This is a genomic window from Luteimonas terricola, from assembly GCF_004352845.1.
GTDB lineage: Bacteria > Pseudomonadota > Gammaproteobacteria > Xanthomonadales > Xanthomonadaceae > Luteimonas > Luteimonas terricola.
Genome location: NZ_SJRX01000003.1, coordinates 351,354 through 363,675, shown reverse-complemented (window position 1 = coordinate 363,675; position 12,322 = coordinate 351,354). Strand labels below are relative to the sequence as shown.

The following is a 12,322-nucleotide window of genomic DNA, read 5'->3' as shown; positions in this document are numbered from 1 at the left end:
GCCTGAAATGACCAACGCCTACAAGATCACCGAACACAACTACGACATGATCGTGGTGGGAGCCGGCGGCGCCGGCCTCCGCGCCACCTTCGGCCTCGCCCACAAGGGCCTGCGCACCGCCTGCATCACCAAGGTCTTCCCGACCCGCTCGCACACCGTTGCGGCGCAGGGCGGTATTTCCGCGGCGCTCGGCAACATGGGCGAGGACGACTGGCGCTTCCACTACTACGACACCATCAAGGGCTCCGACTGGCTGGGCGACCAGGACGCCATCCAGTACATGTGCCGCGAGGCCATCCCGGCGGTGATCGAGCTCGAGCACCAGGGCGTGCCGTTTTCACGCACCGAAGAGGGCAAGATCTACCAGCGTCCCTTCGGCGGCATGACCACGCACTACGGCAAGGGCACCGCGCAGCGCACCTGCGCCGCCGCCGACCGCACCGGCCACGCGATGCTGCACACGCTGTACCAGCAGTCGCTCGCGCACCAGGCCGAGTTCTTCATCGAATACTTCGCGCTCGACCTGATCATGGACGACGAGGGCGTCTGTCGCGGCGTGCTCGCCATCGACATGGCCGAGGGCACGCTGCACCTGTTCCGCGCCCAGGGCACGGTGCTGGCGACCGGCGGCTACGGCCGCGCCTACTTCTCCGCCACCTCCGCCCACACCTGCACCGGTGATGGCGGCGGCATGGCCCTGCGCGCCGGCCTGGGCCTGCAGGACATGGAGTTCGTGCAGTTCCATCCCACCGGCATCTACGGCGCCGGCTGCCTGATCACCGAGGGCGTGCGCGGCGAAGGCGGCATCCTGCGCAACGCGCAGGGCGAGCGCTTCATGGAGCGCTATGCGCCCAACGCCAAGGACCTCGCCTCGCGCGACGTCGTCAGCCGCTCGATGACCATCGAGATCCGGGAAGGCCGCGGCGTCGGCGAGCACAAGGACCACATCCACCTCGACCTGACCCACCTCGACCCCGCCGACATCCACGAGAAGCTCCCCGGCATCGCCGAGAGCGCGCGGATCTTCGCCGGCGTCGACGTCGAGAAGCAGCCGATCCCGGTCATCCCCACCGTGCACTACAACATGGGCGGCGTGCCGACCAACTACCACGGCGAAGTGGTGCAGCTGCGCGACGGCAACCCGGATTCCGTGGTTCCCGGCCTGTACGCCATCGGCGAGGCCGCCTGCGTATCGGTGCATGGTGCCAACCGCCTGGGCTCGAACTCGCTGCTGGACCTGGTGGTGTTCGGCCGCGCGGTGGCCAACCGCTGCGCCGAGACCATCAAGCCCGGCATGCCGCACAAGAAGCTCGCCGGCGATGCCTGCGATGCCTCGCTGTCCAACCTCGACAAGCTGCGCCACGCCAACGGCGACACGCCGACGGCGGTCATCCGCGACAACATGCAGCGCACCATGCAGGCCGACGCCGCGGTGTTCCGCACCGGCAGCACCCTGGCCGAGGGCGTCGAGAAGATCCGCGAGATCAACGCCTCCTTCGCCGACGTCAAGGTCAGCGACCGTTCGCTGGTCTGGAACTCGGACCTGATCGAGACCTTCGAGCTGCAGAACCTGCTGGGCCTGTCGCTGGCCACGATCGTCGCCGCCGAGAACCGCAAGGAGTCGCGCGGCGCCCACGCCCGCGAGGACTTCCCGGATCGCAACGACGCCGAATGGCAGAAGCACTCGCTGACCTGGGTCGACCCGGACGGCGGCACCCGCATCGACTACCGCCCGGTGCACATGTACACGCTCGACGACGAGGTCGAAGTCGTCCCACCCGTTGCGCGCGTCTACTAGGATCGATAAGCAGATGGCCGAATTCTCACTCCCCAGGAACTCCAAGGTCCACAAGGGCAGGCACTTCGCCGCGCCGGCGGGCTCGACCCGCGTGCGCGAGTTCAAGGTCTACCGCTGGAGCCCCGACGACAACGAGAACCCGCGCACCGACACCTACGAGGTCGACCTCGACAAGTGCGGTCCGATGGTTCTCGACGCGCTGATCAAGATCAAGAACGAGGTCGACCCCACGCTGACCTTCCGCCGGTCGTGCCGCGAGGGCATCTGCGGTTCGTGCGCGATGAATATCGACGGCACCAACACGCTGGCGTGCACCAAGGCCATCGAGGACTGCGGCAAGGGCGAAGTGCCGATCTACCCGCTGCCGCACATGGAGGTGGTCAAGGACCTGGTCCCGGACCTGACCCACTTCTACGCGCAGTACGCGTCGATCCAGCCCTGGATCCGCACCCAGAGCGCGCCGCCGCCGGACCGCGAGCGCCTGCAGTCGAAGGAAGACCGCGCCAAGCTCGACGGCCTGTACGAGTGCATCCTCTGCGCCTGCTGCAGCACCGCCTGCCCGAGCTACTGGTGGAACGGCGACCGCTACCTGGGCCCGGCGATCCTGCTCCAGGCCTACCGCTGGATCGTCGACTCGCGCGACGAGGACACCGGCGCGCGCCTGGACGATCTCGAGGATCCGTTCAAGCTCTACCGCTGCCACACCATCATGAACTGCACGCGGACCTGCCCGAAGGGACTGAACCCCGCCAAGGCGATCGGCGCGATCAAGCAGTTGATGCTGGAACGCCAGGTCTGACCCACACCGCGCCGGCACCCGCCGGCGCGATCGTTTCCGGGGAGAGAAAGTCGATGGCCAATCCGATCCTGTGGCCGGGCGTGGCGCTGGTTGCGCTGACGTTCGCGGTGGCGGTGCTGATGTACCGCCGGCGCGTGGGCACCATGAAGCGCGAGCGCATCCATCCGCAGTCGGTGGCGCTGTCGGCGCAGATCGCGCAGCGGCTCACCGATACCCGCGCCTCGGACAACTACCGCAACCTGTTCGAGCTGCCGGTGCTGTTCTACTTCGCCGTTGCGGTGGCGCTGGCCGCCCGGGTGCAGGACCCCTGGGTGCTGGGCCTGGCCTGGGGCTTCGTCGCGTTGCGCCTCGCGCACAGCGTGATCCAGTGCGGCTACAACAAGGTCATGCACCGCTTCCCGGTCTTCATCGCCGGGGTCCTGGTGCTCGCGCTGCTCTGGGTGCGCCTGGCCTGGTACCTCTTCATCGTATGAGCGTGCACGACGACGAGGCCGAGTTCCGCCGCCTGCGCTGGCGCTGCCGCCGCGGCATGCGCGAGCTCGACCAGCTGCTCGAGCGCTGGCTGGAGCGCGAATGGCGGGGTTCCCCGACGGCCGAACGCGACGCATTCCTGCGGCTGCTCGACAGCGAGGACGATAGGCTGTGGAAATGGTTCCTCGGCCACGACACCTCCGATGACGCCGGGCTCCAGGCCCTGGTCGAGCGCATCCGCGCCCTGCCGCATTGACTGGCGCCCCTCGCGCTGCCTGACGGCCGCGCTGCTGTCGCTGGCGCTCCTGGCCCCCATCGCGGTGCTGGCCAGCGAGCTGCCGGTCGCCGCGGCCTGGCTGCTGGCGGCGGCCGCCCTGGTGCAGGGCATGCACCTGGCGCTGCGCGAACGGCGTCGCGCCCCGCGCAGCCTGCTGTTCACCGCGGACGGCCGCCTGCTGGTCGACGATATCGAGGCGTCCGGCGTGCAGCTGCAGTGGCGCGGCCCGCTGGCCTTCCTCGCCTGGCACGACCCGGACGGCCGCCGCGACCGGCTCGTCTGGTGGCCGGACACCCTGCCGCCGCGCTGGCGGCGTGAACTGAGGCTGGCCGTCGACAGGTTGCCCGCTGCGCTCGCGGGGCCATCGGTGGCACCATAGCGGCCTTCGAGCCGGCGAGACCCGATGTTCAAACCACTCCCAGTCGCCATCGGCCTGCGCTACCTGCGCGCCAAGCGCCGCAACGGCTTCATCTCCTTCATCTCGCTGGCCTCCATCCTCGGCATCGCCATCGGCGTGACCGCGCTGATCACCACGCTGGCGGTGATGAGCGGCTTCCAGCGCGAGATCCGCGACCGCATGCTGCAGATGACGCAGCACGCCACGGTCAGCGCCCACGGCGAGCCGATGCAGAACTGGCAGCAGGCGATCGACGTCGCCGGTCGCGACCCGCGGGTGGCCGGCGCCGCCGCCTACATCGCCACCGAAGCGCTGCTGTCGGGCAAGCGCCGCGAGCCGGCCATGGTCCGCGGCATCGTGCCCGCCGACGAAGCCAAGGTGTCCATCCTCGGCGAGCGCATGGTCGAGGGCAGTCTCGATACGCTCAGCCCACGCAGCTACAACATGGTGCTTGGCCGCGAGCTGGCGCTGTGGCTGGGCGTGCGCGTGGGCGACAGCGTGGTCGCCACCACCGACTTCCAGGCCACGCCGATGGGCGCGGTGCCGCAGCTCAAGCGCTTCACCGTCAGCGGCATCTTCGAGGCCGGCTACCAGGAGTTCGACAGGGGCCTGGCGGTGGTCAACATCCAGGACCTGCAGCGCCTGCTGCGCATGGGCGAGGGCGTGACCGGCGTGCGCCTGCAGATGCACGACATGGACCAGGCCTACACCGTGGCGCGCGAGCTCGCGCTGGCGCTGGAGGGTCCGTACATGGTCAGCGACTGGACACGGGAGAACGCGCACCTGTTCCGGGCGCTGAAGCTCGAAAAGACCATGATCGCGATCCTGCTGTCGCTGATCATCGCCATGGGCGCGTTCAACCTGGTGTCCTCGCAGGTGATGCTGGTCACCGACAAGCAGTCCGACATCGCGATCCTGCGCACCCTGGGGCTGACGCCGCGGGGCGTGATGCAGGTGTTCATGGTGCAGGGCTCGTTGATCGGCCTGTTCGGCACCGTGCTTGGGGTGGTCGGCGGCCTTGTGCTGACGCTGAACCTGGAGCGCATCCTGCGCGTGATCGAAGCGGTGACCGGCGCCGAGCTGATGCCGGCCGACGTCTACTACATCACCGGGCTGCCGACCGAGCTCAGCGGCCAGGACATCGCCATCATCGCCGCGGTGGCGCTGGCCATGGCCTTCCTGGCCACCATCTACCCGGCGCGCCGCGCGGCGCGCACGGCCCCGGCGGAGGCGCTGCGCTATGAGTGAGCAGATCGCTGACGGCGAAGTCGGGCAGGTGACGGGGCGCGTACCCGACGAAGTCGTGGGTGCCGTGGGCCTGGGCAAGACCTATGCCGAAGGCGGGATGCGCACGCCGGTGTTCGACGGCCTGGACCTCAGCGTGCTGGCGGGCGAAACGGTCGCCATCCTCGGCGCATCGGGTGCGGGCAAGAGCACGCTGCTGCATCTTCTCGGCGGGCTGGATACGCCCACTGCGGGCGAGGTGTTCGTCGCCGGCCAGCGCATGGGCTCGCTGTCGGACGCCGAACGCGGCCGCCTGCGCAACCGCGCGCTGGGCTTCGTCTACCAGTTCCACCACCTGCTGCCCGAATTCACCGCGCTGGAGAACGTGATGCTGCCGGTGCTGCTGTCCGGCGCCGGCGTGCCGGACGCATCCAGGCGCGCGCGCAGCCTGCTGGAAAGCGTCGGCCTCGGCCATCGCCTCGAACACAAGCCCGGCGAACTGTCCGGCGGCGAACGCCAGCGCGCCGCCGTCGCCCGCGCACTGGTGAACCGCCCCGCCTGCGTGCTGGGCGACGAACCCACCGGCAACCTCGACGAGAAAACGGCCGCCACCGTGTTCGAACTGATGCTCGAGCTCAACCGCGCCGAGCGCACCAGCCTGGTGCTGGTCACGCATGACCGCCGCCTGGCCCGCCGCCTGGACCGCGTCCTCGAACTCCACGAAGGCAAGCTGCGCGAGATCGCCCCCGCCACCGCCTGACCCACCGAAAACATTCCCAAAACCGACCCTCTTCCCCCGCAAGCGGGGAAGGGGCGGAAATCCCTGACGGATCAATCGGGTCTGCGGCGATCCGTATTCTTGCGACGACGCAGCACGCTGGGCATCGTTCTCGCCCGGCAGTCGGCAATGACAGCAATGATCGCGGCGCCGCCGCTTGGAGTCGGGGCGGCAGCGGCCCTGGTGGCCGGAGCGCTCGCCTGCCTGCGGCTTCCCGCGCTGCCACCAGCAGCCTTGCTCGCGGTGCTCCTGCTCATCGGCCTCGCCGCATGGTGGCGTATCCGCGGTCGATGGCGATGGGCGGGTGCATTGCTCGCGGGCTTCGCGCTCTGCGGCCTGCACGCGGCGGCATCGCTGGGCGCGCAGCTGCCGGCGGCGCACGAACGTGGTGACTTCACCGTCACCGGCCGCGTGACCGGCCTGCCGGAGGTCGAAACGCGACGCACGCGCTTCCAGCTCCGCGTCGATGACGACCCGGCGCTGCCGGAGTTCCTGCGTGGCGCCAGGCTGCGCCTGTCCTGGTACGAAAACGAATGGTCGGATGAGCCCACGCGGCGCCATGAGCTCAAGCCCGGCGCGGAGTGGCGCCTGCAGCTGCGCCTGCGCGCGCCGCGCGGGCTGCGCAATCCCGGCAGCTTCGACAGCGAGCGCCACGCCATGGCCGCGCGCATTGCCGCCACCGGCTATGTGCGCGAACAGGCGGCGGCCGAACAGCTTCGGCCGCCGCGCGGCATCGATGCGTGGCGCGACGGCATCGCCACCCGCATCGGCGTGGCCGTGCCCGGCGAATCCTCGCGCTATGTGCGCGCGCTCGCCCTGGGCGATACCCGCGGCCTGGAAGACGCCGACTGGGAGCTCCTGCGCGCCACCGGCCTCACCCATCTGATCGCGATCTCGGGCTTCCACGTCGGCCTGGTGGCGGGCTTTTTCGCGCTGCTGGGCGCCGCGTTGTGGCGGCTGTTCCCGGCGCTGTGCATGCGCATCCCCCGGCCGCAGGCCGCCGCCGCTGCGGCCTTCCTCGGCGCGCTGGGCTATGCCGCCGTCGCCGGCTTCGCGCTGCCCACCGTGCGCACCGTGCTGATGATCGCGGTGTCCGTCGCCGCGCGGCTCTGGCGCCGTCCGCTGCGGATCTCCGAATCGCTCGCCCTGGCCGCCGTCGCCATCGTCCTGGTCGATCCCCTGGCGCTGCTGTCGGCGGGTTTCTGGCTCAGCTTCGGCGGCGTGGCCTGGCTGCTGTGGTGCCTGCCGCAGGCGGGCCGCCGGCCGCTGCGTGATTTCCTGTCCGCGCAGTGGGTCGCCACGCTGGGCCTGCTGCCGCTGAGCGCCATCCTCTTCGGCCAGGCGTCGCTGGCCGGCCCGCTGGCCAACCTGGTGGCGATTCCCTGGTGGAGCCTGCTCGTGGTGCCGCTGTCGCTGGTCGGCACCGCGCTGGACGGCCTGCATGCCGGCTGGGGCAGCGGTGCCTGGCGCCTGGCCGCCGCCGCCTTCGACCTGTCCTGGCCGCTGTTCGATCGCCTCGGCGGCAGCCCGCTGGCGCTGTGGTGGCTGCCCGAGCCGCCCTGGTTCGCGCTGCCGATGGCAATGCTGGCCGCGTTCTGGCTGCTGCTGCCGCGCGGCGTGCCCGGCAAGGCGCTGGCGCTGCTGCTGTGGCTGCCGCTGCTGTGGCCCGACCGCGGGCTGCCGCGGCCGGGCGAAGTCGAACTCGTCGTACTGGACGTGGGGCAGGGCAGCGCGCTGCTGCTGCGCACCGCCGGCCACGCCATGCTTTACGACATGGGGCCGGCCATCCGCGACGGCTACGACGCAGGCGAGCGCGCCGTGGTGCCGGCGCTGCATGCGCTGGGCGTGCGCCGGCTCGACATGCTGGTGCTCAGCCACGGCGATGCCGACCACGCCGGTGGCCTGGACGCCGTGCGCCGGCGCTTCCCGGCCAGGCGCCTGCTGGCGCCGGAAGGCGTCGATATCGAAGGCGCATCCGAGTGCATGGCCGGCAGCGGCTGGCAGCGCGACGGCGTCCGCTTCCGCTTCCTGCACCCGCCGCTGCATTTCCCCTACCTGGGCAACGAGTCCAGCTGCGTGCTGCGCATCGAGAGCGCACACGGGACGATCCTGCTCCCGGGCGACATCGGCGAGGCCATCGAGCAGCGCCTGGTGGGGCGCGGGCCCGAAGACCTGCCGGCGGATGTGGTGCTGGTGCCCCACCACGGTTCGCGGCATTCGTCGACGGCCGGATTCGTCGCCGCCACCTCGCCGCGGCTGGCGCTGGTGTCGGCGGGGCACGGGAACCGCTTCGGGCATCCGGATCCGCAGGTGGTGGCGCGCTGGCAGGCGGGCGGGGCGGAGGTGCTGGAGACCCCTGCGGGTGGGGCGGTCCGGGTGCGGCTGACCGAAGATGGGGTGGTCGCGGAGACGGAGCGGCTGCGGAGAGTGCGGTTCTGGGATTCGGGACGGTTCCGCTAGGTTGCCCCCATCCCCCGCGGGAATCCCGCACAGCGTTATCCTATGCACCCTGTTTCCCCCGGGCCCCCCGGCCCCAGGAGTCGATACGTGCTGGAACTGGTCAAGGCGGGCGGCTGGCCGATGCTGCCGCTGCTGCTGCTGTCGGCGGTGGCGCTGGCGATCATCGTCGAACGGTTCTGGACGCTGCGCCGCAGCCAGGTGCTGCCGCCGGACCTCGGTCGCGAAGTGCGCGACTGGGTCGGTCGAGGCGGCCAGCTGGATCCGTCGCATATCGAATCGCTGCGCGGCAACTCGCCGCTGGGCGCGCTGCTGGCGAGCGTGCTCGACATGCGCAACCACCCGCGCGAGGAAATGCGCGAGCGCGTCGAGGACGTCGGCCGCCACCTCGCGCACCGCATGGAGCGCTACCTCAACGCGCTCGGCACCATCGCCGGCGTCGGCCCGCTGCTGGGCCTGTTCGGCACCGTGGTCGGCATGATCCAGATGTTCCTCGGCATCATGGACGTCGGCATGGGCGAGATGAACGAGCTCGCCGGCGGCATCGGCAAGGCCCTGGTCTGCGCCGCCGCGGGCATGGTGGTGGCGGTGCCGGCGCTGATGTTCCACCGCTACTTCCGCGGCCGCATCGACGGCTACATCGTGCAGATGGAGCACGAGGCGATCGCGCTGATGGACGCGCTCGATCCGCGCAGCCGCCGCGGCGTCGCACATGCGGTCGGCCAGCCCGGCCAAGCCGGCCGCGCCGGGTTCTCCGCGGGCACCGCGCCGGCCGAGGCCTGAGCCCCGCATGCGCATCCGCGACCGTCGCGCCGAGGACATCCCCGAGATCAACCTCGTGCCGTTGATCGACGTGATCCTGGTGCTGATCATCTTCTTCGTGGTCACCACCACCTTCGACACCCGATCGACGCTGAAGCTCGAACTGCCGCGCGCCGACGCCCGTCCGGCCGACAGCGAGCAGCCCGCGCTGAGCGTGCTGGTCAACGCCGAGGGCCGCTACTTCATCGACGATCGCGAGGCCCTGCGCACCGACGTCGAAGCGATCAAGTCCACCATCCTCGAAGTCGCCGGCGGCGACCGCGAGCGCCCCGTGCTGCTGCGCGCCGACGCCCGCACCCCGCACCAGGCCGTGGTCACCGCGATGGACGCGCTCGGCCAGCTCGGCTTCCGCCGCATCTCGATCGCCACCGCGCCCGAAGCCGGCGCGCCGGTCGTCCAGGATCCCGCGCAATGAGTTCCAGCGACGCCCGCGACGCGGCTGCGGCGCGGAAGGCCGCCTCCGCAGCGCCCACGGCCGGTGCCGCTGCGGCTCCGGCAGCGCCCGCCGCGGCCGCGACCGAAGAGCCACCGCCGCCCAGCCCCTGGCAGACCTATCGCCGCCTGCTTGGCCACGCCGGCCGCTACTGGCCGCTGTTGGCCGTCGCCATGGTCGGCATGGTGATCGAGGCCGGCGCCGGTGCCGCCTTCGTCTGGCTGATGAAGCCGCTGACCAACGACGGCTTCGTCGACCCCAAGCCGGAGATGGCGGTGATCCTGCCGCTGGCGATCATCGCCCTGTTCCTGCTGCGCGGCGCCGCCACCTTCTGCACCGACTATGGCATCGCCCGCGCCGGCCGCAGCGTGGTGCGCGACCTGCGCGAACTGGTGCTGGGCAAGTACCTGCGCCTGCCCAGCAGCCGCTTCGATACCGAAGCCGTGCCGCAGATGGTCAGCCGCCTGAACTTCGACACCGAGCAGGTCACCCAGGCCAGCGCCGACGCGCTGAAGATGATCATCGCCGACGGCCTGACCATCGTCTTCCTGCTCGCGCTGATGCTCTACACCAGCGTCAAGGTGACGATGGCGATGATCCTGATCGCGCCGCTGATCGGCGTCCTGGTCTGGTACGTGGGCGGCCGCTACCGGCGCATCAGCCGCGGCATCCAGACCGGCATGGGCGATCTTGCGCACAGCGCCGAGCAGTCGCTGGCCGCGCAGCAGGACGTCAAGGTGCACGGCGCCCAGGGCTTCGAGCAGACGCGCTACTCCGCGCTGGCCAACCGCGTGCTGCGCCTGAACATGAAGGTCGAGGCCACGCGCGCGGCGTCGTCGGCGCTGGTGCAGGTACTCGCGGCGCTGGCGCTGGCCGCGATCGTCTGGGTGGCGATCCACGAGGCGCTCGAGGGGCGCCTGGATCCCGGCGAGTTCATGCAGCTGATGACCGCGATGATGGGCATCATTCCCTCCCTGCGGCGCATCACCAACGTGCAGAGCGTGATCGGCCGCGGCGTGGCCGCCGCCGAGCGCCTGTTCTCCATCCTCGACGATGTCGAGGAAGACGATCGCGGCCGCCATGCCGTCGAACGCGTGCGCGGCGAACTCGTGTTCGACGACGTCGGCCTGCGCTACCAGCGCGGCGATGGCAGCGCACTGCAGGAGGTCAGCTTCCGCGCCGCGCCCGGCACCGTCACCGCCATCGTCGGCCGCTCGGGCAGCGGCAAGACCAGCCTGGTGCGCCTGGTGCCGCGCTTCTACGAACCCAGCTCCGGCAGCATCACCCTCGACGGCGTGCCGCTGGCCGACTACCCGCTGGCCGACCTGCGCCGGCAGGTCGCGCTGGTCGGGCAGCGCGTGGCGCTGTTCGACGACACGGTTGCCGCCAACATCGCCTATGGCGTCGACGCCCCGCGCGAGTCCATCCGCGCCGCGGCGGAAGCGGCCAACGCCTGGGAATTCATCGAACGCCTGCCGCAGGGCCTGGATACGCCGATCGGCGAGAACGGCGCGCTGCTGTCCGGCGGCCAGCGCCAGCGCCTCGCCATCGCCCGCGCGATCCTGCGCGACGCGCCGATCCTGATCCTGGACGAAGCCACCGCCGCGCTCGACACCGAGTCCGAGCGCCTGGTGCAGGACGCGCTGCAGCGGCTGATGCCCGACCGCACCACGCTGGTGGTGGCGCATCGCCTGTCGACCATCGAACACGCCGACCAGGTGCTGGTCTTCGACCGCGGCCGCATGGTGGAGCAGGGCACCCATGCCGAGCTGCTGGCACAGGGCGGCCTGTATGCGCACCTGCACGCCATGCAGTTCCGCGAAGGCGGTGCCGCATGAGCAGACGCCAGGCCCCCCGTTGGTGGTACGAGACCGGCGCACGCGTGCCGCTGTGGGCGCGCGCCGTGTCGCGCCTTTACGCCGCGCTGGTCGCGCTGCGCGTGCGCCTGTATCGCATGGGCCTGCTGCGCAGCCGCAAGGCCGGCGCGCCGGTGGTGGTAGTCGGCAACCTGGTGGCCGGTGGCAGCGGCAAGACCCCGCTGACCATCGCCATCGTCGAACGCCTGCGCGCCGAGGGCTGGACGCCCGGCGTCGCCAGTCGCGGCTACGGACGCGCGGACGATTCAAAGGCGCTGTGGGTCGAATCCACCACGCCCGCCGCCCAGGGCGGCGACGAACCGGTGCTGATCGCCCGCCAGGCCGAAGCCAAGGTGCGCGTCGACCGCGACCGCGCCGCCGCCGCCCGCGCCCTGGCCGCCGCCGGCTGCGACATCGTGGTCTGCGACGACGGCCTGCAGCACTACGCCCTCGCGCGCGACGTCGAGATCGAAGTCATCGACGGCCGCCGCCGCCACGGCAACGGCCTGCCGCAGCCCGCCGGCCCGATGCGCGAGCCGGCCGGGCGCGGCGCCACCTGCGACTTCCGCGTGCTCAACGCCGGCAGCGATCCCGACATCGCCGCGGGCTTCGGCGAATGGCCGATGTGGCTGGCGCCGGGCGATGCCGTACCGCTGCTGGGCGGGCGCACGCTGCCGCTGTCGGCGTTTGCCGGGAAGCGGGTGCACGCGGTGGCGGGCATCGGCGATCCCGAACGCTTCTTCACCATGCTGCGCGCTTTGGACATCGCCGTGGTGCCGCATGCGTTCCCGGACCACCATGCCTATGTCGAGGACGACCTGCGCTTCGGCAGCGACCTGCCGGTGCTGATGACGGCCAAGGACGCGGTGAAGTGCGCCGCCTTCGTGACCGAGCGGCATTACGCCGTGCCGGTGCGGGCCGAGCTGCCCGAGGCGTTCTGGGTGGCGTTCCTGGCGAAGCTGCCCCCATCTGCCCTTCGGGCATCGTCCCCCGCGTAGCGGGGGAAGAGG

At 71.0% G+C, this 12,322-nt stretch carries 12 protein-coding genes; all 12 read left to right on the top strand.

Translation table 11 applies throughout. The features are described from left to right. The first annotated feature begins 7 nt into the window (after nucleotides 1-7). The 12 genes from sdhA to lpxK all read left to right on the top strand — a co-directional run bounded on the left by sdhA (nucleotide 8) and on the right by lpxK (nucleotide 12,310). Nucleotides 8-1,798: a succinate dehydrogenase flavoprotein subunit gene (gene sdhA, locus E2169_RS09205; RefSeq protein WP_132986317.1), complete on the top strand. Its 1,791-nt coding sequence runs from the start codon at nucleotides 8-10 to the stop codon at nucleotides 1,796-1,798. Nucleotides 1,799-1,811: 13 nt separating this feature from the next. Next, on the top strand, nucleotides 1,812-2,597 hold the full coding sequence (locus E2169_RS09200; RefSeq protein ID WP_132986316.1) for a succinate dehydrogenase iron-sulfur subunit: 786 nt from the start codon (nucleotides 1,812-1,814) through the stop codon (nucleotides 2,595-2,597). Between the two features lie 53 nt (nucleotides 2,598-2,650). Next, a complete protein-coding gene (locus E2169_RS09195; RefSeq protein WP_132986315.1) occupies nucleotides 2,651-3,070 on the top strand; it encodes an MAPEG family protein in 420 nt (139 codons plus the stop codon). Next, nucleotides 3,067-3,324 carry an FAD assembly factor SdhE gene (locus E2169_RS09190; protein WP_132986314.1) on the top strand — a complete coding sequence of 86 codons (258 nt, stop codon included), beginning with the start codon at nucleotides 3,067-3,069 and terminating at the stop codon, nucleotides 3,322-3,324. The genes E2169_RS09195 and E2169_RS09190 overlap by 4 nt, the downstream gene beginning before the upstream one ends. Further along, nucleotides 3,272-3,724: a hypothetical protein gene (locus tag E2169_RS09185; protein ID WP_132986313.1), complete on the top strand. Its 453-nt coding sequence runs from the start codon at nucleotides 3,272-3,274 to the stop codon at nucleotides 3,722-3,724. The genes E2169_RS09190 and E2169_RS09185 overlap by 53 nt, the downstream gene beginning before the upstream one ends. Nucleotides 3,725-3,748: 24 nt before the next feature. Next, the gene (locus E2169_RS09180; RefSeq protein ID WP_132986312.1) at nucleotides 3,749-4,990 is read left to right on the top strand and encodes a lipoprotein-releasing ABC transporter permease subunit; all 1,242 of its coding nucleotides are present in this window, start codon (nucleotides 3,749-3,751) and stop codon (nucleotides 4,988-4,990) included. Beyond that, nucleotides 4,983-5,726, top strand: a complete 744-nt coding sequence (gene lolD, locus E2169_RS09175; protein WP_132986311.1) for a lipoprotein-releasing ABC transporter ATP-binding protein LolD — start codon at nucleotides 4,983-4,985, stop codon at nucleotides 5,724-5,726. Before E2169_RS09180 ends, lolD begins: the two co-directional genes overlap by 8 nt. Before the next feature lie 147 nt (nucleotides 5,727-5,873). Continuing rightward, nucleotides 5,874-8,204: a DNA internalization-related competence protein ComEC/Rec2 gene (locus E2169_RS09170; RefSeq protein ID WP_132986310.1), complete on the top strand. Its 2,331-nt coding sequence runs from the start codon at nucleotides 5,874-5,876 to the stop codon at nucleotides 8,202-8,204. 87 nt (nucleotides 8,205-8,291) lie between these two features. Further along, entirely contained in the window at nucleotides 8,292-8,984 is a 693-nt protein-coding gene (locus tag E2169_RS09165; RefSeq protein ID WP_165942381.1) for a MotA/TolQ/ExbB proton channel family protein, read from the top strand. A 7-nt stretch (nucleotides 8,985-8,991) separates the two neighbouring features. After that, a complete protein-coding gene (locus E2169_RS09160) occupies nucleotides 8,992-9,438 on the top strand; it encodes an ExbD/TolR family protein (RefSeq protein WP_132986308.1) in 447 nt (148 codons plus the stop codon). Then, entirely contained in the window at nucleotides 9,435-11,294 is a 1,860-nt protein-coding gene (gene msbA / locus E2169_RS09155; protein WP_132986307.1) for a lipid A export permease/ATP-binding protein MsbA, read from the top strand. Before E2169_RS09160 ends, msbA begins: the two co-directional genes overlap by 4 nt. Beyond that, nucleotides 11,291-12,310: a tetraacyldisaccharide 4'-kinase gene (gene lpxK, locus E2169_RS09150; RefSeq protein ID WP_132986306.1), complete on the top strand. Its 1,020-nt coding sequence runs from the start codon at nucleotides 11,291-11,293 to the stop codon at nucleotides 12,308-12,310. The genes msbA and lpxK overlap by 4 nt, the downstream gene beginning before the upstream one ends. Nucleotides 12,311-12,322 lie beyond the last annotated feature (12 nt).

Bases quoted from the DNA above. Each gene is read 5' to 3' on its own strand.
- E2169_RS09185 (WP_132986313.1), top strand. From the start codon at position 3,272: ATGACGCCGGGCTCCAGGCCCTGGTCGAGCGCATCCGCGCCCTGCCGC.
- E2169_RS09160 (WP_132986308.1), top strand. From the start codon at position 8,992: ATGCGCATCCGCGACCGTCGCGCCGAGGACATCCCCGAGATCAACCTC.
- E2169_RS09195 (WP_132986315.1), top strand. From the start codon at position 2,651: ATGGCCAATCCGATCCTGTGGCCGGGCGTGGCGCTGGTTGCGCTGACG.
- E2169_RS09190 (WP_132986314.1), top strand. From the start codon at position 3,067: ATGAGCGTGCACGACGACGAGGCCGAGTTCCGCCGCCTGCGCTGGCGC.
- E2169_RS09170 (WP_132986310.1), top strand. From the start codon at position 5,874: ATGACAGCAATGATCGCGGCGCCGCCGCTTGGAGTCGGGGCGGCAGCG.
- E2169_RS09200 (WP_132986316.1), top strand. From the start codon at position 1,812: ATGGCCGAATTCTCACTCCCCAGGAACTCCAAGGTCCACAAGGGCAGG.
- sdhA (WP_132986317.1), top strand. From the start codon at position 8: ATGACCAACGCCTACAAGATCACCGAACACAACTACGACATGATCGTG.
- msbA (WP_132986307.1), top strand. From the start codon at position 9,435: ATGAGTTCCAGCGACGCCCGCGACGCGGCTGCGGCGCGGAAGGCCGCC.
- lolD (WP_132986311.1), top strand. From the start codon at position 4,983: ATGAGTGAGCAGATCGCTGACGGCGAAGTCGGGCAGGTGACGGGGCGC.
- lpxK (WP_132986306.1), top strand. From the start codon at position 11,291: ATGAGCAGACGCCAGGCCCCCCGTTGGTGGTACGAGACCGGCGCACGC.
- E2169_RS09180 (WP_132986312.1), top strand. From the start codon at position 3,749: ATGTTCAAACCACTCCCAGTCGCCATCGGCCTGCGCTACCTGCGCGCC.